This window comes from Buttiauxella sp. BIGb0552, from assembly GCF_004366275.1.
Classification (GTDB): domain Bacteria; phylum Pseudomonadota; class Gammaproteobacteria; order Enterobacterales; family Enterobacteriaceae; genus Buttiauxella; species Buttiauxella gaviniae.
This window is the reverse complement of the sequence record NZ_SODY01000005.1, coordinates 251,735-277,119: the sequence shown is the minus strand read 5'-3', so window position 1 is coordinate 277,119 and position 25,385 is coordinate 251,735. Positions and strand designations below refer to the sequence as shown.

21 protein-coding genes and 1 pseudogene are annotated in these 25,385 nt (G+C 47.4%); 12 read left to right on the top strand and 10 right to left on the bottom strand.

Annotated features, from left to right (window positions below; genetic code table 11):
• The first annotated feature begins 75 nt into the window (after positions 1–75).
• On the top strand, positions 76–645 hold the full coding sequence (locus EDF88_RS16465; protein WP_134185882.1) for a hypothetical protein: 570 nt from the start codon (positions 76–78) through the stop codon (positions 643–645).
• Positions 639–2,027 (top strand): DEAD/DEAH box helicase family protein, encoded by a 1,389-nt coding sequence (locus EDF88_RS16460; protein WP_134185880.1) that lies wholly within the window; start codon positions 639–641, stop codon positions 2,025–2,027. Before EDF88_RS16465 ends, EDF88_RS16460 begins: the two co-directional genes overlap by 7 nt.
• Before the next feature lie 152 nt (positions 2,028–2,179).
• Here EDF88_RS16460 and gorA read toward each other — a convergent pair whose 3' ends face one another.
• Positions 2,180–3,535: a glutathione-disulfide reductase gene (gorA, locus tag EDF88_RS16455; protein WP_134185878.1), complete on the bottom strand. Its 1,356-nt coding sequence runs from the start codon at positions 3,533–3,535 to the stop codon at positions 2,180–2,182.
• Positions 3,536–3,626: 91 nt separating this feature from the next.
• A complete protein-coding gene (locus tag EDF88_RS16450; RefSeq protein WP_064514697.1) occupies positions 3,627–4,469 on the bottom strand; it encodes a 23S rRNA (adenine(2030)-N(6))-methyltransferase RlmJ in 843 nt (280 codons plus the stop codon).
• Positions 4,470–4,637: 168 nt separating this feature from the next.
• Between EDF88_RS16450 and prlC the strand changes: the two genes are divergently transcribed.
• On the top strand, positions 4,638–6,680 hold the full coding sequence (gene prlC, locus EDF88_RS16445; protein ID WP_134185876.1) for an oligopeptidase A: 2,043 nt from the start codon (positions 4,638–4,640) through the stop codon (positions 6,678–6,680).
• An 8-nt stretch (positions 6,681–6,688) separates the two neighbouring features.
• Positions 6,689–7,441, top strand: coding sequence for a 16S rRNA (guanine(1516)-N(2))-methyltransferase RsmJ (gene rsmJ, locus EDF88_RS16440; protein ID WP_064561329.1), 753 nt, complete (start codon positions 6,689–6,691; stop codon positions 7,439–7,441).
• Positions 7,442–7,522: 81 nt separating this feature from the next.
• On the opposite strand, the gene uspA is transcribed toward rsmJ, so the two are convergent.
• Positions 7,523–7,960 carry a universal stress protein UspA gene (gene uspA, locus EDF88_RS16435; RefSeq protein ID WP_034460563.1) on the bottom strand — a complete coding sequence of 146 codons (438 nt, stop codon included), beginning with the start codon at positions 7,958–7,960 and terminating at the stop codon, positions 7,523–7,525.
• 490 nt (positions 7,961–8,450) lie between these two features.
• Between uspA and uspB the strand changes: the two genes are divergently transcribed.
• Complete coding sequence (uspB, locus tag EDF88_RS16430) at positions 8,451–8,786, top strand: universal stress protein UspB (RefSeq protein ID WP_064514691.1); 336 nt, start codon at positions 8,451–8,453, stop codon at positions 8,784–8,786.
• Between the two features lie 74 nt (positions 8,787–8,860).
• Here the strand turns inward: uspB and pitA are convergent, their stop codons facing one another.
• Positions 8,861–10,363: an inorganic phosphate transporter PitA gene (gene pitA / locus EDF88_RS16425; protein ID WP_064514688.1), complete on the bottom strand. Its 1,503-nt coding sequence runs from the start codon at positions 10,361–10,363 to the stop codon at positions 8,861–8,863.
• A gap of 229 nt (positions 10,364–10,592) precedes the next feature.
• Between pitA and EDF88_RS16420 the strand changes: the two genes are divergently transcribed.
• Both EDF88_RS16420 and EDF88_RS16415 read left to right on the top strand, forming a co-directional pair.
• Complete coding sequence (locus EDF88_RS16420) at positions 10,593–11,786, top strand: NAD(P)/FAD-dependent oxidoreductase (RefSeq protein ID WP_134185874.1); 1,194 nt, start codon at positions 10,593–10,595, stop codon at positions 11,784–11,786.
• A gap of 46 nt (positions 11,787–11,832) precedes the next feature.
• A complete protein-coding gene (locus EDF88_RS16415; protein WP_134185872.1) occupies positions 11,833–13,077 on the top strand; it encodes an MFS transporter in 1,245 nt (414 codons plus the stop codon).
• Positions 13,078–13,080: 3 nt separating this feature from the next.
• Here the strand turns inward: EDF88_RS16415 and EDF88_RS16410 are convergent, their stop codons facing one another.
• Both EDF88_RS16410 and EDF88_RS16405 read right to left on the bottom strand, forming a co-directional pair.
• Entirely contained in the window at positions 13,081–13,929 is an 849-nt protein-coding gene (locus EDF88_RS16410) for a helix-turn-helix domain-containing protein (protein ID WP_166671985.1), read from the bottom strand.
• A 105-nt stretch (positions 13,930–14,034) separates the two neighbouring features.
• Positions 14,035–14,670, bottom strand: coding sequence for a LuxR C-terminal-related transcriptional regulator (locus tag EDF88_RS16405; protein WP_064514680.1), 636 nt, complete (start codon positions 14,668–14,670; stop codon positions 14,035–14,037).
• Positions 14,671–15,063: 393 nt separating this feature from the next.
• Between EDF88_RS16405 and EDF88_RS16400 the strand changes: the two genes are divergently transcribed.
• From EDF88_RS16400 to EDF88_RS16385, 4 genes are read left to right on the top strand one after another with little or no spacing between them, the layout of a single operon-like run.
• Positions 15,064–15,615, top strand: coding sequence for a fimbrial protein (locus EDF88_RS16400; protein ID WP_134185868.1), 552 nt, complete (start codon positions 15,064–15,066; stop codon positions 15,613–15,615).
• Positions 15,616–15,669: 54 nt separating this feature from the next.
• A complete protein-coding gene (locus tag EDF88_RS16395; protein WP_208326152.1) occupies positions 15,670–16,377 on the top strand; it encodes a molecular chaperone in 708 nt (235 codons plus the stop codon).
• A gap of 15 nt (positions 16,378–16,392) precedes the next feature.
• Positions 16,393–18,846, top strand: coding sequence for a fimbria/pilus outer membrane usher protein (locus EDF88_RS16390; protein WP_134185866.1), 2,454 nt, complete (start codon positions 16,393–16,395; stop codon positions 18,844–18,846).
• A complete protein-coding gene (locus EDF88_RS16385; RefSeq protein ID WP_134185864.1) occupies positions 18,837–19,790 on the top strand; it encodes a fimbrial protein in 954 nt (317 codons plus the stop codon). Before EDF88_RS16390 ends, EDF88_RS16385 begins: the two co-directional genes overlap by 10 nt.
• A 411-nt stretch (positions 19,791–20,201) precedes the next feature.
• Here the strand turns inward: EDF88_RS16385 and EDF88_RS16375 are convergent, their stop codons facing one another.
• Complete coding sequence (locus EDF88_RS16375; RefSeq protein WP_134185862.1) at positions 20,202–21,593, bottom strand: M24 family metallopeptidase; 1,392 nt, start codon at positions 21,591–21,593, stop codon at positions 20,202–20,204.
• A 64-nt stretch (positions 21,594–21,657) separates the two neighbouring features.
• On the bottom strand, positions 21,658–22,707 hold the full coding sequence (locus EDF88_RS16370; RefSeq protein ID WP_064514666.1) for an AI-2E family transporter: 1,050 nt from the start codon (positions 22,705–22,707) through the stop codon (positions 21,658–21,660).
• Positions 22,708–22,849: 142 nt separating this feature from the next.
• Here EDF88_RS16370 and EDF88_RS16365 point away from each other — a divergent pair.
• A pseudogene (locus EDF88_RS16365) lies at positions 22,850–24,084 on the top strand (MFS transporter).
• On the opposite strand, the gene EDF88_RS16360 reads toward EDF88_RS16365, so the two are convergent.
• Positions 24,085–24,642, bottom strand: a complete 558-nt coding sequence (locus EDF88_RS16360; RefSeq protein ID WP_134185860.1) for a DcrB family lipoprotein — start codon at positions 24,640–24,642, stop codon at positions 24,085–24,087.
• Between the two features lie 72 nt (positions 24,643–24,714).
• The gene (locus EDF88_RS16355) at positions 24,715–25,380 is read right to left on the bottom strand and encodes a 7-cyano-7-deazaguanine/7-aminomethyl-7-deazaguanine transporter (RefSeq protein WP_064514660.1); all 666 of its coding nucleotides are present in this window, start codon (positions 25,378–25,380) and stop codon (positions 24,715–24,717) included.
• Positions 25,381–25,385: the final 5 nt, after the last annotated feature.

Below are 25,385 nucleotides of genomic sequence, written 5' to 3'. Positions count from 1 at the left end.
TGCTTCGATTGTCTAAGTTTCGTTGGTTTCTGTATACTTAGCAATTCTAAGTTTACTGATTTGGATTTTTTAACAATGAAGTCTGCAGTGAAGTTGCACCCGTATATTTATAATTTGTTGATAGAAAAAGATTTTGATGAGTTTGGTGCTATCCATCTCAGGGACGCTTTGCTGAAGATTACAGATGAGTATGCTGATGTGAAAGAAGCCAGAAAATTCATCCGCAGACAACTTCTCCGGCTAGAGGCATTGGGCTTCATTTATAAAATTGAAAATAGTAATGGGCGTTCGAAGAACTTGTACAAGAAAACGGAAAGCTTTTATTCAACGACTTTCATACCAAGAAAATTGCCAAAGAACTCACGCCTAACAGCTGTGCCCGAAAAAACGAAACTACCCGTTTTGGATGTCGATCTTTTCTTCGTGGACCTGAGGAAAGAAAAAACTGTCCATGAGGCTAAACTTGCCGTCATTCTTAGTGAGATTGAAGAGTACCAGTCTTTAATGGAGCGTTTTCCCAGTAGAAAGAGATGCTTCATTGAACTCTATCAGCAGGCAAAAAATCAGTCTGCAGCTTTGCTTGGCAGGGTTACTGCTTTATCGAAAGTGCTCGGCCTGCATAACGATGAGCATTGCGCATGCTGAGGGAGTGGCAGAAAGAATGCTCTGAAGCAGCGTTACAAAAATACAAATCTGGATCACCTCACTTCCTATGTCTTGCTAGCCCTGGTGCTGGGAAAACTATGATGGCTGCTGAAGTTGCCAGGAGGATGCTCGAGCTTAATCTGGTAGATCTCATCATATTCTTCGGACCTTCATCTGCCGTGGTTTCATCCGTTGAAAGTACGTTCTCTAATATTCTTGAAAGGAACTTCAATGGCGGCCTTGGGGCAGTTGGTGCTGCGTATACTTACCATAGCCTGATGTATTTCGATAAGACCTTCTGGATCTCTTTGCAGAGACATAGTGTGTTGGTCATTTTCGATGAAATTCATCATTGTTCTGGGGGTTCGTTGGATAATGCCAACATGTGGGGTGGGGAAATACTTGCTCAAGTTCAACAATGTGCAAGTTACACATTGGCACTAACAGGGACCCCGTGGCGAACAGATAATACACCGATTGTACTTTCAAAATATACTGATCCGGATGGCGAGATCTATTGTGACTATATATATGGCTTGCAACAAGCTATCGTCGATGGTGTTTGTCGTAAACCAAAAATTGTTTTAATAAACAGTAATAATTTAGTTTTTTCTTCAGACGATATAGTTAAAAAATTTGGTTCCATCTCAGATTTTCTTAGTGAAACAACTGCTTCATATAAATCAATAATTTGGCATCCAGAAGCAATGAAGTATGTGCTCAAAGTCGGATGTGAAAAACTTTGTGAAATACGTAAAACTAATTCTGATGCTGGCGGTTTGATTGTTGCTTCTTCAGTCGAGCATGCATACCAACTACTGAGAATTTTGGAAGACGAGTTTGCCCAAACTGCAACAATTGTGACATATCACGATCGAGATGCCCTTTCTAAGATAGCGTATTATAGACATTCAACAACCCAATGGATTGTTAGTGTTGGCATGATTAGTGAAGGTACCGATATCCCCAGGCTTCAGGTCTGTTGCCACCTTAGTACTGTCAAAACTGAACTTTATTTCAGACAAGTATTGGGTAGGATTTTGCGCGTGAATCAAAGTAAAAATCAGGAAGCTTGGTTGTTTACAATGGCTACTGATGAACTGACATTATTCTCCAATAGGTTGGCTGAGGACTTGCCAGAAGACTATAAAATTTTGCAGCAACAATCGGATGATTGGTCATTCCCAGCAGGTGGTATGGTGTCTTCATCTCCAGAGTTTATGCATAGAAATTTTATAAATAAAGTTGGTGAGTTAGATCTTAAATTGGACTTCAATGAAGTGAATACTTCAGATATTGCTTTTTCAGACCATACAAAGCAGCTAGAAATGGGTTCACTATATAAACAAGTGATTGATGCTTTTTTATTCTCAACTGTTTGATTCCTGAATCCGATATAACAGAATTTAACTATCTCAATATAGTTAGTTTGAGGATTAACAAGAATATAAAGCAAGAACAATAGCCATAAAAAAACTGGCCGTAATTAGCCAGTTTTCCAGAATATGAAAGGTGTAGGGATGGTTTTCCTACACTAACCTCTCATAGTAACGAATTCTTCAGATCCGGTTGGGTGAATTGCCACGGTGTTATCAAAGTCTTTCTTGGTTGCGCCCATTTTCAGTGCCACCGCAAAGCCTTGCAGCATTTCGTCCATGCCGTAACCAATGCCGTGAATACCGACAATCTTCTCATCCGGGCCGGCGCACACCAGTTTCATGCGGCATGGCTGGCGGTGCGAAGTCACTGCGGTGTACATCGCAGTGAAAGATGATTTATACACTTTCACGTTATCGTCGCCGTACTGCTCACGCGCTTGTGGCTCGGTTAAACCGACCGTGCCGATTGGCGGGTGGCTGAATACCACGGTTGGCACGTTGCTGTAATCCAGATGCTCGTCCGGCTTGTTGTTAAACAGGCGTTCAGACAGGCGACGACCCGCTGCAACTGCGACAGGTGTCAGTTCTACAGCACCGGTGTTATCGCCCACGGCATAAATGCCCGGCACGCTGGTGTTCTGGAATTTATCGACTTCAATGTAGCCTTTGGCATTGGTTTTCACACCGGTTGCCGCCAGGTTGAAGTTGTCGGTTTCTGGCTGGCGGCCAATCGCCCAAATCAGGCAATCCACCGTTTCAGAGCGGCCATCTTCCAGTTGCAGCGTCAGACTGCCATCGGCATTTTTAACCACCGCTTTCGGCACCGCTTGCGTGTGCAGCGTTGGGCCTTCGGTGTTAATCACTTCCAACAGGGTTTCCACAATCAGTGGGTCGAAAGTACGCAGCGGCGCATGCTGGCGCACGAACAGATGGGTTTCTGAACCCAGCGCGTTAACCACGCCTGCGATTTCAACCGCGATGTAACCTGCACCCACAACCGCTATGCGTTTTGGCAAAGCAGGCAGTGCGAAGAAGCCATCAGAATCAATACCATATTCAGCGCCTGGAATTGACGGGCGGCTTGGGCGGCCACCGGTGGCAATCAGGATGTGGTCTGCGGTGATGGTTTCGCCATTCACTTCAACCGTGTGCGCATCGACAAACTTGGCAAAGCCACGAATGACGTCAACGTTGTTTTTACCCAGCACATTGTCATAAGAGGTGTGGATACGGTCGATATACGCGGTACGGCTGGCAATCAGTTTGTCCCAGTCGAACTTATTCACTGTGGTGTCAAAACCGTAATCCGGGCCGTAGTTGTGGATAGCTTCTGCGATTTGCGCCGCATGCCACATCACTTTTTTCGGTACGCAACCCACGTTAACGCAGGTGCCGCCTAACTCTTTCGCTTCAATCAGCGCGCACTTCTTCCCATACATCGCAGCACGGTTAATGGAGGCAATACCGCCGCTGCCGCCGCCAATGGCGAGGTAGTCATAATGTTTGGTCATAATGTTTCCCTAATGAGTCGAAAAAATATGCGCGATTGTAGCGCGCCGAGAAATTTTAGAGCAAAGGTTCCACCGATGTCTCTGATAGCTATTACTCAGGCACAACCCAGCTCAGCGTAGTCGAACCGTTGCCTGATGGAACCAGTGTTTTATGCAGCCAAGGCAGTACATTAGCCATTTGCTGTTCCAGCTTCCACGGTGGGTTGATAACAATCATGCCAGAAGCAGTCATACCACGGCGGTCACTGTCCGGAAGTACCGCCAGCTCAATTTGTAAAATACGGCGAATGCCGGTTTCTTCCAGCTCGCGCAGCATACGTTTGATCTGCTGGCGCATAACTACCGGATACCAAAGCGCATACGTGCCTGTTGCAAAACGTTTGTAGCCATCGTTGATACCAGTAACTACAGCCTGGTAGTCGGTTTTAATTTCATACGGCGGGTCGATAAGAATCAGACCTCGACGGGAAACCGGCGGCAGTTTTGATTTCAGTTGGGTATAACCGTCAGCGCGTTCAACGCGTGCGCGGTTGTCTTTCTGGAATTCAGAGCGCAGCAGTGGGAAATCAGACGGGTGCAATTCGGTCAGTTGCAGGCTGTCTTGCTCGCGCAGAAGGTGGCGTGCAATCAGCGGAGAGCCTGGGTAGTAACGCAGCTGGCCGCTATGGTTATAAGCTTTAACCGCATTGATATACGGCTCAAGTTCCGCTGGCAAATCATCGTGTTGCCAGATGCGGCCGATCCCTTCGAGATATTCACCCGTGCGCTCAGCATGTTCGCTGCTCAGTTTGTATCGGCCAGCGCCTGCATGAGTATCCAGATACAGAAAAGGCTTATCCTTCTCTTTTAAGGATTCAATAATCAGACTTTGAACGGTGTGTTTCAGTACGTCGGCGTGGTTGCCGGCGTGAAAGCTGTGGCGATAACTGAGCATGGCTTGAAGGGTTTCCAAAGACAAAAGAAGAACAACTATTCTGCACAGTATACAGCCTTATGCTTCGTGCCTGGCATTGAAATTAACTACACTAAGCCTCATCTTAATAAGATTGCTTTTGTAGCGCGCGAGCCGCGCTCCACTTCTCAGATATCAGGAACCGCGCTTATGACCAATCCATTGTTAACGCCTTTCGACCTGCCGCCGTTTTCCTCTCTCAAACCTGAACATATCGTCCCTGCCGTGCAGCAAGCGCTGGATGATTGCCGTGCGAAAGTCGAAAGCGTGGTAGCACAGGGTGCGCCTTATAACTGGGATAATCTTTGCCAGCCGCTGGCTGAAGTGGACGACCGCCTGGGGCGTATTTTCTCCCCGGTCAGCCACCTGAATTCGGTACAAAACAGCGCAGAACTGCGTGAAGCCTATGAGCAAACGCTGCCGCTGCTGTCTGAATACAGCACTTGGGTTGGGCAGAACGAAGGGCTCTATCAGGCGTATCGCGACCTGCGCGATGGCGCGTTTTATGCCGATCTCAGCGTTGCTGAGAAGAAGGCCGTCGATAACGCGCTGCGTGATTTCGAGCTCTCTGGCATTGGCTTGCCGGAAGAAAAACAGAAGCGTTACGGCGAAATCGCTGCACGCTTGTCTGAACTGGGATCGACCTACAGCAACAACGTGCTGGATGCGACCCAGGGCTGGACGAAACTGATTACAGACGAAGCACAGCTTTCTGGTATGCCGGAAAGCGCATTGGCAGCAGCACGTGCTCAGGCGGAAACTAAAGAGCAAGATGGCTGGTTGCTGACACTGGATATTCCAAGCTATTTGCCAGTGCTTACTTACTGCGACAACCGCGAGCTGCGTGAAGAGATGTATCGCGCTTATGCCACTCGCGCCTCCGATCAAGGTCCGAATGCAGGCAAGTGGGATAACACCCCGGTGATGGAAGAAATTCTGGCACTGCGCCACGAACTGGCTGAGCTGCTGGGTTTTGGCAACTATGCGGAAAAATCTCTCGCCACTAAAATGGCAGAAAACCCGCAGCAGGTTCTGGAGTTCTTAACCGATTTGGCGAAACGTGCGCGTCCACAGGGCGAAGCGGAACTGGCGCAACTGCGTGCATTCACCCAAAAAGAATTTAACGTCACCGAGCTGGAACCGTGGGATATCACCTATTACAGCGAAAAACAGAAACAGCATCTGTACAGCATCAGCGACGAGCAACTGCGCCCGTACTTCCCGGAAGACCGCGCGGTAAACGGCCTGTTTGAAGTGGTAAAACGCATTTACGGTATCACCGCGAAAGAGCGTAAAGATATCGACGTCTGGCATTCGGATGTGCGTTTCTTCGAGCTGTATGACGAGAAAGGCGAGTTGCGCGGCAGCTTCTATCTCGACCTCTATGCGCGTGAAAACAAACGCGGTGGAGCGTGGATGGACGACTGCGTAGGCCAGATGCGTAAAGCTGACGGTTCGCTGCAAAAACCTGTCGCTTACCTGACTTGTAACTTTAACCGCCCTGTAAATGGCAAACCTGCACTGTTTACTCATGACGAAGTGATCACGCTGTTCCATGAGTTCGGCCACGGCTTGCACCACATGCTGACTAAAGTCGAAACGGCGGGTGTTTCTGGCATTAACGGTGTGCCGTGGGATGCGGTCGAACTGCCAAGCCAGTTTATGGAAAACTGGTGCTGGGAGCCGGATGCACTGGCGTTTATCTCCGGCCATTTCGAAACCGGCGAACCGTTGCCAAAAGAATTGCTGGATAAAATGCTGGCGGCGAAAAACTACCAGGCAGCGCTGTTTATTCTGCGTCAACTGGAGTTCGGCCTGTTCGACTTCCGTCTGCATGCTGAATTCAACCCAGAGCAGGGCGCGAAAGTGCTGGAAACTCTATATGAAATCAAGAAGCTGGTTGCGGTTGTGCCATCACCAAAATGGGGCCGTTTCCCACACGCCTTCAGCCACATCTTTGCAGGTGGTTATGCAGCGGGTTACTACAGCTACCTGTGGGCCGATGTGTTGGCAGCCGATGCGTTCTCGCGTTTTGAAGAAGAGGGTATTTTCAACCGCGAAACCGGCCAGTCATTCCTTGATAACATCCTGACCCGTGGCGGTTCAGAAGAGCCAATGGAACTGTTCAAACGCTTCCGTGGCCGTGAGCCTCAGCTCGATGCGATGCTGGCTCATTACGGTATCAAGGGCTAAGTCATTCTGTGAAAATCTGTTTACTAACTGAATCAGGCGCCGACTCCGGCGCCTTATCACTTTTGAGCGAACGCTGGGGCCTTGAGCACGACGAAGACTCGCTGATGGCGCTGGTGTTAACGCCTGACCATCTGGAATTGCGTAAGCGCGACGAGCCAAAACTCGGTGGCATTTTTGTCGATTTTGTTTCGGGTGCGATGGCGCATCGCCGCAAGTTTGGCGGCGGGCGTGGCGAAGCGGTAGCAAAAGCGGTTGGCATCAAAAGCGGCTATTTGCCGAGTGTCGTCGATGCCACGGCCGGGCTTGGGCGTGATGCGTTTGTGCTGGCGTCTGTGGGCTGCCGGGTGCGAATGTTAGAGCGTAACCCAGTGGTTGCGGCTTTGCTCGACGACGGCTTGCGCCGTGGTTACCAGGATGCAGAAATCGGCGGCTGGTTGCAGGAACGCTTGCAGTTGATTCACGCGTCCAGCCTGACGGCGTTAAGCGATATTACACCGCGCCCGGAAGTGGTTTATCTCGACCCGATGTTCCCGCATAAGCAGAAAAGCGCGCTGGTGAAGAAGGAAATGCGTGTCTTTCAGTCGCTGGTGGGGCCGGACGAAGATGCAGATGGTTTGCTGTTGCCTGCGCAAAAACTGGCGACAAAGCGTGTGGTTGTGAAACGCCCGGACTACGCGCCACCGCTCGGTGGTGTGGAAACGCATAACGCTGTGGTCACCAAAGGCCACCGTTTTGATATTTATTCGGGTACAGCAGTTTAAAGCATCAAAAAAAGCCCCGCATCGCGGGGCTTCAAAGCATTTATACCTAACGCACCTACAGCGTGAAAAACGAAGGGTAAATTAATCTTCGTCTTCGTCACGCAATGGAACAATCAACATATCAACGTGAACGGTGTTGATAAGCTGGCGTGCGGAAGACATCAGTTTGCTCCAGAAATCCTGGTGATGACCGCAAACAACCAAATCCATGTCGTATTTCTTAATGGCATCTACCAGAACCTGGCCCAGATCGCCGCTACCGCTCAGAGTTTCAGTAATCGGATAACCTGCACCAGTAGACAGTTCGCTTAACGCGTGGTGGGTTTCTTCAGAAATACGCTTCTGCATATCACCCAGATTTACATCAATCAATCCGGTGTAGAGATCGGAGTAATTTACATCAACATGAATCAGGGAAACCTTCGCGTTGTATGGGCGAGCCATAGAAACTGCTTTTTCCACCAGTACTTTGCTCTCCGGGGAGAGGTCTACCGCGATTAAAATGTGTTTGTAAGCCATAATTTTACTCCTTCCATAAGTTGTCGATGACCAGCCTGGTCGGATAGCACAATGTGCTGCTGTGGTGCTACCCGCGTGTAAAGACCTAAATTGTAGATGATATTTCTACCCTATAGCGAATGATAGAAATCGTCAATGTGCCACCGTTGTATACATTGAAGACCCAAATAGCCGTTATCGTTTTGATAAAGATTAATGATGTGGCAAAAAAATTAGCGGATCTCCTACACTATTAAATAAGCCGTTCCGGAATATACCCGTCGTCTTTCAAGTTGCATGTACGTTGGCTGCGTTCAATCGCCCGAATCACTTACTAGTGTAAGCTCATCGGGACTCATTATCTTGCCGCCTGCCTGCAACTCGAAATCCATTGGGTATAGTAATGCGATCCGGATCGGTTTTTTGGGCTCGCTAAACGGTCTTTCTGGTTTTCGGGGTGAGCGGTTGCCCTGGAGTGATGTTCTGGGGCTTCACCGGGAGGGGAATTATGATGATCAGCACCGTTGCGCTTTTTTGGGCGCTTTGTGTAGTTTGTGTTGTGAATATGGCGCGCTATTACTCATCTTTGCGTGCGCTGCTGGTGGTATTACGCGGGTGTGATCCGCTGTTGTATCAATACGTCGATGGAGGCGGTTTTTTTACCTCTCATGGCCAGCCCAGCAAACAGATCCGCTTAGTGGGCTATATCTATGCTCAACGCTATCTTGACCATCACGACGATGAGTTTATCCGCCGCTGTGAACGTCTGCGCCGCCAGTTTATTTTGACCAGTGCTTTGTGTGGATTAGTCGTAATAAGTTTGATTGGTTTAATGCTTTGGCACTAGTGATTTAAGCAGCGTATAAAAAAAGCGGGCCAGTAAACTGACCCGCTTTTTGCTTTTTGGTGACTACACCACTCTTAAATAAAGTGCAGTGAAATCCAGTAAAGAGAACCAGAAAGCAGAATCGACACCGGCAAAGTAAACACCCAGGCCATCAGGATGTTGGTTACCGTTTTACGCTGCAAACCGCCACCATCAACAACCATCGTCCCCGCTACGGAAGAAGAAAGCACGTGAGTGGTAGAAACCGGCATACCGGTGTAGCTCGCAATACCAATGGAGACGGCGGCTGTCATCTGCGCGGACATACCCTGCGCATACGTCATGCCTTTCTTACCAATCTTCTCACCGATAGTTGTCGCCACACGACGCCAGCCAATCATAGTACCGAGGCCGAGTGCCAGAGCAACCGCCATGATAATCCAGATTGGTGCGTACTCGATGGTATACAGCAAGTCAGTTTTCAGCTCTTTCAGGAAGCGCTTATCGTCCGGTTTGGTTTCCGGCAGAGCAGCAACTTTCTCTGAAGTATCTGAAATGCAAAGCAGCAGACGGCGCATATGGCTACGCTGCTCAATGCTCAGCTTGTCGTAGCTGTCGATATTACCCAGCAGCTCTTTTGCACGCTGTACCGCAATCATGGCGCGGCTGGCATCGCAATGGAACTCAGCAGGTTTATCCTGGCCCTTCACTTCTTCAGGGGTCGGGATAGCTGGATTGAGATCAACAACATGCTTAATCACATCGCCATGCTGCGCGTAGTACTGCTCAAGGTGGGTGATGGCATCACGGGTACGAGCAATATCGTATCCAGAAGCATTCATGTTCACCACAAAGCCAGCAGGCGCTACACCAATCAGCACCAGCATGATCAAGCCGATACCTTTCTGACCGTCGTTTGCACCATGAGAGAAGCTCACGCCAATAGCGGAGATAATCAGAGCGATACGAGTCCAGAATGGAGGCTTTTTCTTGCCGTCTTGTTTTTCACGCTCGGCAGGTGTCAGGTGGATACGACGGCGCTTTTTGGTGCCGCTCCAGTAGCGACGTAGCAAAAAGATTAACCCGCCCGCAATCACCAGACCCACGATTGGGGAAAGGATTAACGACATGAAGATCCCAATGACTTTCGGGATATTCAGCGCATCAACAACCGAGGTTCCGGTCATCAGTGCGTTCGTCAAACCAATACCAATGATGGCACCGATAAGCGTATGGGAGCTGGATGCCGGCAGACCAAAATACCAAGTGCCGAGGTTCCAGATGATAGCGGCCAGTAACATAGAGAACACCATGGCTAAGCCATGAGCGGACCCTACGTTCAACAGCAGATCGGTTGGCAACATATGCACAATCGCATACGCAACACTCAATCCACCGAGCAGAACGCCGAGGAAGTTAAATAATGCCGCCATTGCCACCGCGAGGTGCGATCGCATTGCACGTGTATAGATAACAGTTGCCACTGCGTTAGCAGTGTCATGAAAGCCATTGATCGCTTCGTAGAAGAGAACAAACGCCAGAGCAAGTAATAGCAAAAGCCCGGTATGAAGATCCAGGCCGTTAAACAGAAATTCCATAGACGTTACGCCATTTTGAGGACATGAACGCGGCGCATTATGTAAGACAACTCTGTAATGCGCCAACAGAAATATGGACTTTTCTTGATGTTTGTCCTTCCTGGGTCAAACAATGAAAAGATTTACATATTTATTTTCAATCACCTGCAATTGTTAAGACGCATTTAGCTGGTGCGACCAGGCTGCTATCTTTACAATTCCTTGCATTAAGCATAGTCGGGAGTAGGTCGTGGAAAAGTTTGATGCCGTAATTATTGGTGCGGGAGCCGCAGGAATGTTCTGTGCAGCGATGGCTGGGCAGGCGGGAAGCAAAGTGCTACTCATCGATAACGGTAAAAAACCGGGCCGTAAAATCCTGATGTCAGGTGGTGGGCGCTGCAACTTTACTAATCTTTATATCGAACCTGCCGCATATCTCAGCCAAAACCCTCATTTTTGCAAATCTGCTCTTGCGCGTTATACGCAGTGGGATTTTATCGACATGGTCGGTAAGCACGGTATCGCGTGGCATGAGAAAACCCTGGGTCAACTTTTCTGCGACGACTCAGCACAACAAATTGTCGACATGCTGGTTGCAGAATGTGAAAAAGGGCAAGTCATTATCCGCCTGCGCAGCGAAGTGCTGGGCATAGAACGTGACGAAAACGGCTATACCATCCAATTAAATGGCGACAGCGTGCAAGCGGCAAAATTGGTCATCGCAACGGGTGGACTGTCCATGCCGGGCCTTGGGGCAACGCCTTTTGGTTATAAAGTTGCCGAGCAGTTTGGGCTGAAAGTTCTCCCGACTCGCGCAGGCCTGGTGCCGTTTACTTTGCATAAACCTCTACTCGAACAGCTCCAGGTGCTTTCTGGCGTATCCGTTCCTTCAGTGATTACTGCGGAAAATGGTGTCAGTTTCCGTGAAAGTTTGCTGTTTACCCATCGCGGTTTGTCCGGGCCTGCGGTATTGCAGCTTTCTAGTTATTGGCAGCCTGGTGAGTTTGTGAGCGTTAACTTACTTCCTGATACCGATCTGGACGTATTGCTGAACGAACAGCGCACCAGCCACCCAAATCAAAGCCTGAAAAACACTCTGGCGATGGTGTTACCAAAACGCCTGGTAGAGTGCTTGCAACAACTTGGGCAAATTCCCGATGTCACGCTTAAGCAGCTTAACGTGCGTCAACAAAGTGAGCTGATTGAAACCCTGCAAGCCTGGCAAGTACAGCCTAATGGCACCGAAGGTTACCGCACTGCAGAAGTGACGCTGGGTGGGGTGGATACTAAAGAACTCAGTTCGCGCACCATGGAAGCACGCAATGTACCGGGCCTTTATTTCATCGGTGAAGTGATGGACGTAAGTGGTTGGTTAGGCGGGTATAATTTCCAGTGGGCCTGGAGCTCAGCCTGGGCGTGCGCGCAGGATTTAGTGAGTCCATAACTTTTCATAACACCACAGCGAAGCAAAACAGTTTCGAGGAATATCAGTGAGTACATATACGGCAGCGATATCTTCTAAGCGGGCATTCTACTACGCGCCGTTCCGCAATTTGTTTTTTGCTCGTCTGCTGACGGTACTGGGCAATGGCATCGCACCCATTGCTCTGGCGTTTGCCGTGCTCGACATGGGGGGATCGGCTGCTGATTTGGGCATTGTTATTGCTGCTCGCTCGATTTTTAACGTCGCTTTCTTATTGATTGGCGGTGTACTTGCCGATCGCTATTCCCGCAGTCGTGTTCTGCTGTACTCATCGGTTATCGCTGCAATCTCACAGGGGGTTGTTGCTGGCCTCGTTCTGGATGGCTCGGCAACAATCATGCTGTTGGTGATACTTGGCGCTATAAATGGTGCAGCCGCGGGGGCCTCGTTACCCGCTTCGCAAGCTATGGTCCCACAAACTGTTCCGGTGCATTCCTTACGGGAGGCGAATGCTTTTATCCAGTTAGGTATTTATGGCGGAACGGTCATTGGTGCATCACTGGGTGGTGTTCTCATAAGCGTAATGGGGCCGGGCTGGGGATTGGCCATTGATGCTTTAGGATTTGCAGCATCAGCACCACTGTATTTATTGATTCGAACTAATTCGGCACAACCTCAAAGCGCGCAATCCAATATCTTGCAGGATTTAAAGGACGGTTGGGTGGAGTTTATTTCTCGCTCATGGGTCTGGGCAATTGTGGTGCAATTTACCATCGTGAATGCGGCTTTTAGCGGGGTGATGATGGTGCTGGGCCCGGTAGTCGCAGATGCAACATTTGGCCGAACAGGTTGGGGCATGGCGATCGCCGCCCAAAGTATGGGCTTGATTGTCGGCTCTGTTATTGCGCTTCGTTGGCGGCCACGTCGGGATTTGTTAATTGGCACAATTTTGACGGCATTTTGCGCAGGGCCAATTGTGATCCTGGCTCTTATTCCGTCGACCTCAGTTTTGATGGCGGCATTTTTTATAGCTGGTGTAGGTTTTGGGTTGTTCGGTGTGGCCTGGGCGCAATCGCTACAAACTCATATCCCGCCTGAAAAACTTGCACGTGTTTATGCCTATGATGCATTGGGTTCATTTGTGGCGATTCCGATTGGCGAAATTGCCGCAGGCCCTCTTGCGATGCACTACGGCAACACTAATGTTTTACTGTCTTGTGCAGCTGCGGTTCTGGTTGCGACCTTCGCAGCCAGTTTCACGCCAGCGATCAGAAAGCTCGATAATACTGCGCAAGTTAGACAACACAGCTAGTTGTTATTCGGCTACTGTTTCTACAGGGATGTAGTATTCACAATCCAGAGCATTATCAGGCCTGGCGTAGCCGTTATAAGTAAAAACCTCAATGTCAGGGGCTGGTCTACGTTTTAACCTGTGTTTAGGGAAAATGTTGAGATAAATATGTTTTGAATACTTAGAGTATTCTTCTTTATTGCACCTGAATGAAAATCTGGCATATATCCCCGAAGGGTAGGGGTGATCACCCGGCTTTTTGTTTACCTCTTTATTATGTACGCCAATAACCGAACTTATTTTTATCCGCATTGAGTGTTTTTTATGTGCGTTATATTCTGATATATACCAAATGTTTTGCTTCTGGTTATTTAAATGATTGATGATGCTATTCCAGCGTACATCTAAAATGTTCTCGTTGATCGGGATAGTGATTTCTTGATGAGACATCTGGCCAGAGATATATCCTTCTGGCAAGGTGCATATCTGAAAACTGCCTACGTCAATGCGGCTAAAGTTGAATTCTGCCAATAATGGCGAGAAGTCCCAACAGCAACTTCTGCGGTACTGAAGTGGGGTCAACCCTGCAGCTTTTTTAAATTCCCGGCAAAAGGACTGCTGAGAGTCGTAGCCAAATTTTGCAGATATATCAATTACATTCATATTGGTTAGACGCAGGAATATAGATGCCCGAGTCACCCTGCGCTTACGAATGTAGAGACCGATAGGTATTCTTACATGATGTTTAAAAATAGTCTGGATGTGCCGGCGGCTGTAACCCGTAAATCTGGATATATCATCAATGTTAATATTCACATCGATATTATTTTCGATGTAATTTAATACTTCCTGTACGATATTCTTTTTAAGCATGTGGCGATACATCCTTGAGCGCGAAAGTCCCTTATTAGATATACATATTGGATTTATTTAGTCAATCAACCCCGTTATTATTGCACTGTGGGTCAATTGATGTAATTAATTAATAAGTTGATGGTTAACCCAATTTACAGCCTGTATTCGATTATTTACCGATATTTTCTTAAAAATATTATAAAGATGAGTTCGTACTGTGTTTTCACTGATAAAGAAGGATTGAGCGATGCGAGCATTAGACTCGCCTTTACATAACTCGTGCAGAATTTCGTATTCCCGTATGGTCAAATTGCCTGAGTTTTTATCAGCATATGTTTGTTCCGGTGAGGTTTGAAGGCAAGCGTTGGCATTATCCTCATGCTTATTTTGCATCATATTTTTTATGGCTTTAACCAGACTGCCAGGTGTTGTGTCATTGGGTAATACGGTATCGAAGCGATGCCAAATCGATTTTTCATAAACAGACAATGCCCTCGAGCAGTTAAGCAGGCATATCCGCATGCTGGATTGGCTTTCCGCAAGCAACTTTGGCCAGACTTTGTTGGATTTACTGCTGGCTGCATCTGTATCGTAAATAAAGATAGATTTCTCAGAAGCATAAAACATCATTGGTTTCTTTACATTCAGGACCACAACCGGGATCTTAATTTCCTGATTCAAGCGCTCCAGAAGAAGATGATTTTGCACTGAGGGTCGGGTAACTAAGAACAATTTTTGCTCTGCTGTGTAGTTAAGCATGGGTCTTCCCTCTATAGAGTTATTTTCTCCAGGACAGTAAATTTACTGTCATCCATTAATTGGGCTAACGATAAGATGTTAGACCTAATGAGATTTAGCTTATTGTGCATAATAATAAATCGGTTTTACCGAATTATTAAGCAGAAGTTATTTGTCTCTAGTGTAAGCTCGTTGATATTTAATGATTTAATTTATTCAATGATCTTTCATAAATAAAAACACATGCTATTAAATAATGTATTTTAATATTAATGTATTAGTGGCAAGCACTAAGCATTATGCAAATACGTTAATCTCCGTAGTTACTTATATGTTTGCTTATTTATAATAATTCTGAGGTAAATACCTCTTGATAGATACAGATTTACTGTATTCCTAACAAAAGGAAATATTATGAATAAGGTATCAATTATTGCTTTATTAACGTGTATTGGCTTTGCTCCAGCAGCAATGGCAGATTATGAAGCAGAGAAAAATTGGTTCGGCACTGTTAAGTTTAATGGATTTGTATCAGGTAATTCATGTGATATTACAAATGGTAATAAAACAGTTCAACTTCCATCGGTCCCTATTTCAAGAGTTATCCAGGGACAAGCCTATGGTATTGTGCCATTTACCATAAATATTACTGGATGTAATACCAAAACTCTCAATCCCAAACTTAGGTGGGGGCGTAATTTTCCCATGAACACAACAAAAGATGGTTACCTTAAAAATCATAGTGAACATGGAGCGAAAAATGTTGGACTTGCTATTCTGAATAATGAAAGTGAAATAATTAATCTTCATTCACTCAAATCATACAACCCTGATGAATCCAGCCCTGAAGGTACACTCTCCTATACATTCCAGGTTGGATATATAAAAACGGGAAAAACTAAAAATGATGAAGTAACGCCGGGCCCAGTTTTAGCACAAGCAAATTATCATTTGGTTTATAACTAATATAAAAATACCATAGCCATCTTTGGCTATGGTATCGCTTACATGGAGATTATAATGAGGTTTCTTATTTTTTATATTTTTATGATGACGGTACCCTTATCCTATGCAGACAATATTATTGTCAATGGTACACGATTTATTTTTCCGGCTAGCGAAGCAGAAATCATTATCCAAATGACCAACACAGGCAGTGCGCCATCGCTGGCTCAAATCTGGTTAGATGAAGGTGATCCTGATGTACCACCAGAAAAAATCTCTACGCCCTTTATAATATCTCCACCTATTGCTCGCGTAGATGCGAAAAATGGTCAATCGATAAGAATTAAAAAACAGGAATTGCAAACAATCTCCATAAATGACAGAGAGTCACTGTGGTGGCTAAATATTCTGGATGTCCCTGCTATCGATAAAAATGAGTATAAAAAAGATGCTGGCATGCTAAATATGGCGATCCGTTCCCGCTTTAAATTTATATGGCGACCTGAAGGGCTGGGTAATAGAGCAGATGCTGAAAATAAATTAGAGTTACTCGCGTCAAAAAATAAAATAACGGTTCTTAACCCTTCACCTTTCTTTATTACGATTGTCGATATTAAAACTGCTTTAGGTTCCGGTCTTTTAGAAGAAAGTGAGATGGTGGCACCCAAGAGCCAAATGGAATTTAAAGTAAAAGAGAATATTTCTCACGGGCAAAATTTAGTTGTTCAAAGTATTAATGACTACGGTGGAGTGGTTGAAACAAAAGTCATTACTCATGGATAGTAAGGATATAACAAGATGGATCTCTATAAGAAAACAGTCATCACTCCATTTTTAGTATTGGCAAATATTTCATTTCTGCCAATGAGTGCTAATGCAGATGATGATATTCGTTATACGTTTAATAATGCTATTTTGATGGGAAATGCTAAGAGCAACGATCTTAGTGCTTTCGATATAAAATCATTGCCACCAGGGCGTTATAGTGTTGATGTTTATGTCAATGAACATTGGCGTGGTCGCCACGAGGTTGTTTTTAATAAAACCAAAGATGGTGACTTAGCAACCTGTCATTCCGCTTACTTTCTCGAGTCTGTCGGAGTTAACACTCTACGGATGAATAAATCTCTGGCGGAGGAAAAAAATTACTGTGGCACGATTAATAAATGGGATGTTTACGGTAATGCGGTAGAAACCTTTAATGCCGGATTGTTGGAATTACGGATGAGTGTTCCACAAGCATATCTGGATAATACCGATAGCAACTATGTGCAGCCTGAGCAGTGGCAGAAGGGTATTCCGGCAATTAATCTCGGTTATATGGCTGATTACTACTCGATGCAGCAACGTGGCGATAGTCGCTCCAGTTCCGATAGTGCATGGCTTGGGCTTGATGTAAGAGCTTCTGCATCGGGTTGGCTGCTTGAACATTTTGGTAGCCTCGACTGGAACAACGACAGTGGAAAGCATTATTCCAGCAACCGGACTACCTTAAAAAAGCCATTGATTGGCTGGAAGTCCATGCTCAGTGCCGGACAATTTTATACTGATAGCCAGTTGTTTGATGGTTTAAGCATTTTGGGCGCATCGCTTGAATCACAGGATCAAATGCACCCGGATAACACCTTGAGTTGGGCGCCCAATATCAGAGGGATGGCGGAAACGAATGCACGTGTCACCGTGACACAGGATGGAAGAGTTATTCATCAAACATCCGTACCGGCAGGACCTTTCTCAATCGAGTCAATTTTACCGGCAAATACGGGCGGAGATCTGCTGGTCACTATTCAGGAATCTGACGGACGTATTCGGCGTTTCTCTGTTCCTTATTCATCAGTACCACAATTATTAAAACCGGGCGTGAGTCGCTATAACATTTCGCTTGGGAAAGTTGATGAGCAAGATAGCAATGAATCTCCCTTTGCTGCACAGGCTACGTGGCAGTACGGCCTAAACAATTATGTGTCGCTCTATTCTGGTGCTACAGGATTTGACCATTACCAGTCGGCGTTAGCGGGCGCTGGGTTGAATACCTTTTTTGGCGCTTTCGCTCTCGACATAACGCAGTCACGCTTTAATTTCGATAATCAGGAAAACCATGGGCAAGGATACCGCCTGACCTACAACCGAACCCTACCATTGTCGCAAACCTCATTCTGGCTGGAGGGAAAATTCAATGCGAAAAACTTCTTTGGGCAGCGTGATGCTTTTGAACAGCAAGACAGTGGTTCGGAATACGCAGTATTACGCGAAAAACAGTCCTGGTCATTAAGCCTGAGCCAGCCTTTTCAGGATGGATGGGGATCATTAAATATTTCTGGTTCGATCAATAAATACTGGGAACAGCAGGATAGTTATCGACAATATTCTGTCGGTTATAGCAATAACTGGGGCAATTTAAACTGGACGCTTTCAGTACAGCGTTTATGGAATGAAGATGAATATGGTGGCGTAACGAAAGATGATCAGGTTGCGCTGAACTTTAGTTATTCACTCCCGCGTTCAGACTCTGGATACACACAATTATATTCAGACAGCTACAGCAGTAATGGTAAAGCCAGCAATACGCGTATGGGCTTCTCAACCTCAGTTGATGAAGAAAATAATAAGATGCTAGGCCTTAATGCAGCCTATGGCCGTGGCGGTGATATGGACTGGGGAATGAATGGAACTTACCGTTCACCTTACAGCACTCTGAGCACGACATTAAGCCAGGGTAATGACTGGCATCAGGCTAGTGCGGGAATGAGTGGTTCAATGATTACTCACCGTAAAGGGGTGACCTTCTCCCCAGAAAGAAGCGATACGGTAGCACTGGTTTATGCCGCAGATGCAAAAGGTGCGCGTTTAGATGGAGCGCCAGGAACCCGTTTTGACTCAAATGGTTATGCAGTTATGCCGTGGTTGCGCGCCTGGCGTGTTAACGATGTGGTGATTAACCCAAAAGGCGCGGATGACACCGTCACTTTCCAGCAAACACAAAGAAAAGTTGTGCCCTTTGAAGGCAGTGTTGTTCACGTTGCTTTTGACACAAAGATAAATAAACAGACCATTATTCATCCCAAACTGCGCAACCAACAGACTTTACCTTTTGGCGCGGTTATCAAAGACCAGGAAAATAACCATATTGGTTATGTCGGTCAGGGTGGGCTTCTCTATATTGACCAAACCCCATCACCTACTGTGAGTGTTTCGTCAGAAAATGGAGTCTGCACAATTGATATTAAAAGCCAGGAGGCGATATGTCGTTAGTTCGTGCAGGGTTACCACTGCTGATACTTCTGGCGGTAAGTTTTAATTCCCAGGCTACATGTATTGTTAAATCACAAAAAATGACTTTATCGCCGGAAACGGTAACCAACAGAAATAATCATGCTTTAGGCTCAGTGCTAAAAAAGGGTTCATTTGCTGTGCAGCTTCCACCGTCTCCTGAGTGTGAGGAGCTTATTAAATTTAGCGCTGATGTTCCAGGTGGAGCGTCGAAGATGAAAACTCCCGGAGTTTTTCAAACCAATGCAAAAGGCGTTGGTATGAGAATGACTTTGGTCACTTCAAGTGGGCGCGAAATAGCCTGGCCTTCAAAATTTTCTGCAAGCATGTCTGAATTATCTGGGGCCAGAATCAATATGGAGTTGATTAAGGCTGATGATGGAATATCGGCCAGAGGAGGCTCAGAAGGTATGCGTTTTGAAATAAATAACCTACTGCAGAGTTCACCGCTGATAGATATTTATATTCCGGCTGGCTTTGTCACCATTCTGAATCGCTCATGCAAAATTTATGGTGATAAAACACGCAATATTACGCTGCCAGGCGTCGTTCTGGACCGGTTCAAATCCCCTGGTTCGGTGGCAGGTAAAACCCCTTTTGATATTCATTTATCTTGTGCAACCGATGATAAAACGCCCTCTGCTGTTTTCTTGAAATGGAATGGGCAATTCGGCAAAAACTCGGGTTCTGACGGAGTGTTAAGCAATTCAGTGGCAGGACGTTCTTCTGCTAAGGGGATTGGAGTGCAAGTGCTCGGTGACGATCATCAGCCGCTTAATTTTCATGAAATGAAAAAAGTGGAATTGAGAAGCTCCAAATCCGACAAATATTCCGTTCGATTTTATTCGCAGTATTACCAGATAGATGAACAGGTACAACCGGGGAAAATCCACGCCAGCCTGTATTTCAATATTGATTACCAATAAATAAGTGAGACGAAATATGCATGCAACTCTTGTTAAGACCAGAGACCAGATATGGGTATCACACAATAATCAATTTGGTCATCAATATCTCACGGCATATGCTGTGTTTGAGCGAGATATTTCCGGGCAAATGACCATAGAACTGGTTATTAATACACAGCGAGGATCTCAGCGAACCCGGCAGAAAATGTTTGTTTCCTATCAGGCTGGTTGCCCATACCCCCTGACGCAACTTTTCTTTACCCTGCAATCCGGTGAATTTGCCCAGTTACATATTGCTGTCAGAAGCCCGGAAGGGCATGTAGTTGAGTATCACTGGACACCTGAACTTGTTCACCAGGTTCAATGCTCGAGTAAACAAGACTAGATAACTCCTGCGCGCGGAAGATATCCGGCGCAGGAAGATAAACATTATTGGCAAATTAGCGCCAAATCTTTATTCAGCAAATAGGGCCGCAAATATCCCACGGTGTTTGACAGCGGCAGCACATCTTCGTGTAAGTGAATATTCAGTACGTCACGGATGTAATCTCTGCGAGCGCTGATGCGTTGCCATAATTCCGGGTAGAGGGTGGCTATTTGCTGGCGCAAATGTTCATCGGCAAGGGCAATGGTGTCTTCGATGCTCGCTCCCGCGTAACCTTTACGTGATGGGATGATGTCGATTTGCAGCAACATTCCGCTGGATAAAGCGATATCCGATGCCGGGTAAACCGGCGAGCACAGCCACTCTTCATCGGCAACCAAATGGCCAGGGTTGAGGTGCCAGTGGTATTCGGCTTTAGGCAAAACACGCTCAATCAAGTCGTAGACTTCGTGGCCCTTCACCCCGACGCGCATATTCTCAAGCCAGGCGACGACCGCGCGATAATACGGGATGGCGACCACATCGAGATAATCACTGACCTCATCATGAAGTTCATCGGCCTGGCTGACAACGTATGCCGCACGGCTGGTTAAACCGCCCTTATAACTGACAGTTAATGAAAACTTATCGCCTTTTTGGATCTGCTTATCCGATGGGTACAGGTTGGCATTTTCAAAACGATCGCCCGTAGCAGCAATGGTTACGACGTTATTGGCTTGACCATCGGCGGCAAGCAGGGCTGCAATCGACTTTTCAGTTTTCCCTAATTCAATTGCATTCAGTGCGGTAAGCGCCGCGCTTGATGCCAGGTTTGCACCGTATTCATAGTGCGCAATTTCATTGGCATTATTGGTTGTCCTTGCTCCCTGGCGCAGAGAAATAAACAGATCTGTGGCGTTGAGTAGTTCACACGCTGCAGTCAGCGCGCTTTGAAGCGCCAGGAAAATAAAGGTGGGGATATCAAACAGAGACTTATTGTTGTCGTTGATGCCAGTGAAAAGCTTCCAGCCCGCAATACCAACACGCTCTTGCCCATGCAGCCCGGCTTGTTGCAACACTTCGCTTAGCGAAAGTGCGGTGTCCATCGGCTGGTTTGGCAGTGAAAACCACGGCGCATGTATCACACTTGCTGGAATTCTGGAGTGCTGTGCGAGTTTGAGATTTTCATTCCCAAGAACCAGCACCGCCTCACCGCTTTTATGTAGAACCAGCAAGCCTTCTTCAAAGCGTGGGATGAAACCAGTCAAATACTCAAAATTCCCGCCATGCTCTTTATCGGCATAAACGACGAGCGAATCCAGATTCTGCTGCGCCATTCCCTGCAAAACTTTGCGCAAACGCTCCTCAATAGTCTGGTTGTTTAGCACCACGCTTGGGGTGTTCAGATAAATTGCTGGCTGCTCAATGGCAGCAAGTGTGATTATTGGCTGCGGCATGGGTGAGTCACTCCTTTTTCTTTTCCCGGGTCAACATTAACTTATCACCCGGGAAATTAAGAACCTATCCCGGCAACCGACTTTTTGGTCGTCCTTGCCCAAGCAACACTGCAAGTTTGGCGCCGCCCTGAGTGGTTTCCATCAGAATCTTACATACGCTGGTAAGCGGCACAGACAGAAGCATACCCACTGGGCCGAGCAGCCAGCCCCAGAACAGCAATGACAGGAACACCACGAAGGTCGACATTCCAAGCCCGCGCCCCATCATGCGTGGTTCAAGGATATTCCCAAGCAGCATATGCACCGCAAGGAACAGTACGCCAACCAGAATCATTTCGTAGGTGCCGTTAAACAAAAACGCCTGAATCATTGGCGGAATAGCGGAAATGACCGAACCAATATTGGGGATGTAATTGAGCAAGAATCCCAACACGCCCCACATCAACGCAAATTGCACGCCCAGCAGTTCGAGGCCAAGCCAGATAATCAGCCCGGTCCACAGGCTGATGAGCGTTTTTAGCGCCAGATAATGCGTCACGCCTTTGAGTGCGCGGTGCAGGCTGGCGATATGAATTTTCGGGTTGGAAAGGGCGAAGCGCAGTTTGTACGGAACGTGGCGCACCTCGAACAGCATAAATACCACCGTCATCACCAGTAGCAAAATACTGGCCATGGCGCCGGAAAGCCCGGTCATTAGCGTTGTGGCGTAAGACATCACTTTCTCAGAGTCCATACGCTGCAACATACGCTCCGGCGATAATCGCAGGTGCATAAACGGCAGCATTTTTTCGAGCTCAAACACTTTCTGCGTCAGCATCTTGTTGTACTTCGGCAGCATATCGATGAATTCAGACATGGATGCCGCCAGCACACCCACCAGTATCGTCAGCACAACCAACATCGCAAATACGACTATCGAGATAGCCAGCGGGCGGTTCACTCCCCGGCGAATAAACCACGTTACTAACGGGTTAAGCACAATGGCAAAAAAGAGTGCCAATAATAGCTGGACGATAATGTCTGCCGCAGCATGAATCCCGGCAAGAATAATCACCAGCGCTGAAAGCTTTATTAGAATATGTAGCCCGGTTTTATCGGGTTCTGGAGAGAGCATGAAAAAATCCTGAAAAGGAGGGATTCTCTAAGTGTAGCGCTTCGTTTAATTCGCACCCGCAGGGCGAGTCTGAAAGTCTGTTGCTGAAATGTGAATCTCGACGTGTATATACTGGGGAACGCTGTTTTAAAAGTGAATGCCCATGCCTGACCTCACACCCGCCCCCGCATTAAGCAGTTTCCGACTCAATCTAAAGATTGTTTCTGTAGTGATGTTCAACTTTGCAAGCTACATGACCATCGGCCTACCACTGGCTGTTTTGCCGGGTTACGTTCATGACGTGATGGGCTACAGCGCGTTTTGGGCCGGGCTTGTGATAAGCCTGCAATACTTCGCCACGTTGCTCAGTCGCCCACACGCCGGGCGTTATGCCGATATTCTTGGCCCGAAAAAAATCGTTATCTTTGGTTTATGCGGCTGCTTCCTCAGTGGGGCGAGCTACATGCTGGCAGCGTTTGGTAGCGCCTGGCCGTTGGTGAGTCTGGTGTTGCTGTGCCTGGGGCGCGTCATTTTAGGGATTGGGCAAAGTTTTGCAGGAACCGGTTCAACGCTGTGGGGTGTTGACGTGGTCGGTTCGTTGCACATTGGGCGGGTCATCTCCTGGAACGGGATTGTAACGTACGGCGCGATGGCGATGGGTGCACCGCTGGGCGTGTTGTTCTATCACCTTGGCGGGCTGAAATTACTCGCAGGAATCATTATGGCGGTGGCGTTGGTCGCCGTGCTGCTGGCATTGCCACGCCCGACGGTGAAAGCCAGTAAAGGCAATCCGTTGCCGTTTCGCGCGGTGCTGGGGCGAGTCTGGCCTTATGGTATGGCGCTCGCACTGGCTTCTGCGGGTTTTGGCGTGATCGCAACTTTCATCACGCTGTTTTACGACGCCAAAGGCTGGGACGGCGCGGCCTTCGCATTAACACTCTTTAGCTGCGCGTTTGTGGGCACTCGCTTACTTTTCCCGAATGGTATTAACCGGCTTGGCGGCTTGGCGGCTTGAATGTGGCGATGATTTGCTTCTCAGTCGAGATTTTCGGTTTGCTGCTGGTGGGCTTTGCGGGCGAACCCTGGATGGCAAAAGTGGGAACTTTCCTGACGGGCGCGGGCTTCTCTTTGGTGTTCCCGGCGCTGGGTGTGGTCGCTGTGAAAATGGTGCCGCAACAAAACCAGGGAAGTGCGCTTGCGACCTACACCGTGTTTATGGATTTATCGCTGGGGATTACCGGGCCATTAGCTGGGTTCGTGATGGCATATGCGGGTGTTTCGGTGATTTATCTGGCAGCGGCGATGCTGGTTTGCATTGCGCTGCTGATGGCGTGGCAGTTAAAAAAACGGCCCCCGGTTGAGCAACCGGGGGCCGTATCATCATCACAGCAACAATAGTTATTTGATGGTGATGGTATTAATGATGTTCTCAGCGGCAGTTTGCGCCAGTTGCTGATTATCCGCAGGCAACGTTATCTGCATAGTTAACAGCTGGTTATCTACTTTACCCAGGATAACAGATGAGTAAGCTGTCTGGCCTTTTGCAGAGATAATGCTGTCTAACTGTTGCAGCGTATGGCCTTTAATCTCGATAGATTTGTTGGTCACGACTTGCAGCTGTGGGTCACGAGCACGTTGTTGTTCTTCAAGACGTTTTGTCAAAGCTGCCAAATCGTCAGGCGTATTGTCACCGACAATCACAATGACCGCTTTCTGACCAGTAGCATCAGAATATACGTGCATGTTGTTTGCCTGAGTGCCCAATTTACCGCTCTGGTCGGTCATATCGGCGGGTAGTGCAAAGCTAATTTTGCCGTCCAGCAAGCTAACCGGCTGGCCAGCTGCGCTGCTTTCCGCCGCTGCATCCGTTTTGGCCGTTTTGCTATCACTGTTATCGCAAGCGGCCAGGCCTAATACCAGCAGGCCAATACCGACATATTTTACCAGGTTACCCATGACTTCTTCCTTTACGTTAGCAAGCCTTTGCGGCCGATCTCATCATCTTATCACAAGATAATTCAACCACCGTCAACCCGGCTGTAACGCCGAATTTTCAGACTTATCTGCCAGACGTTTCAACAACATATTCAGCAAAACGCCGTACATCGGCAGGAAGAATACAATGCTGATTAGCACTTTAAAGCAGTAATCTACGATGGCGATTTCGACCCAATGCTGCGCCATAAAGGCATCCGGACTGCGCCAGAAAGCAATAAAGAAGAAGGAAAGCGTGTCGCTGATATTCCCGAACAGCGTGGATGCCGTTGGCGCAAGCCACCAGTACTGGCTTTGGCGCAGGCGGTTAAACACGTGCACATCCAGAATCTGCCCCAACGCGTACGCCATAAAGCTTGCGACAGCGATACGGGCGACGAACAGGTTGAAGTGCAGCAATGCTTCGAACCCTTGCCAGGTGCCCATGTAAAACAGTGCAGAAATGGCGTACGAAATAATCAGTGCGGGCAGCATCACGGCAAAAATTATGCGGCGTGCCAGAGGTGCACCAAAAATGCGTACTGTCAGGTCGGTTGCGAGGAAGATAAACGGAAAGCTAAACGCGCCCCATGTGGTATGGAAACCAAAAACCGAGACCGGTAATTGCACCAGATAGTTACTGGAGGTGATCACCAGCAAATGGAATAGCGATAGCCAAAACAGCGCTTTAGTGCGCTGAGTAGAATTGAACTGCGTCATTTTGT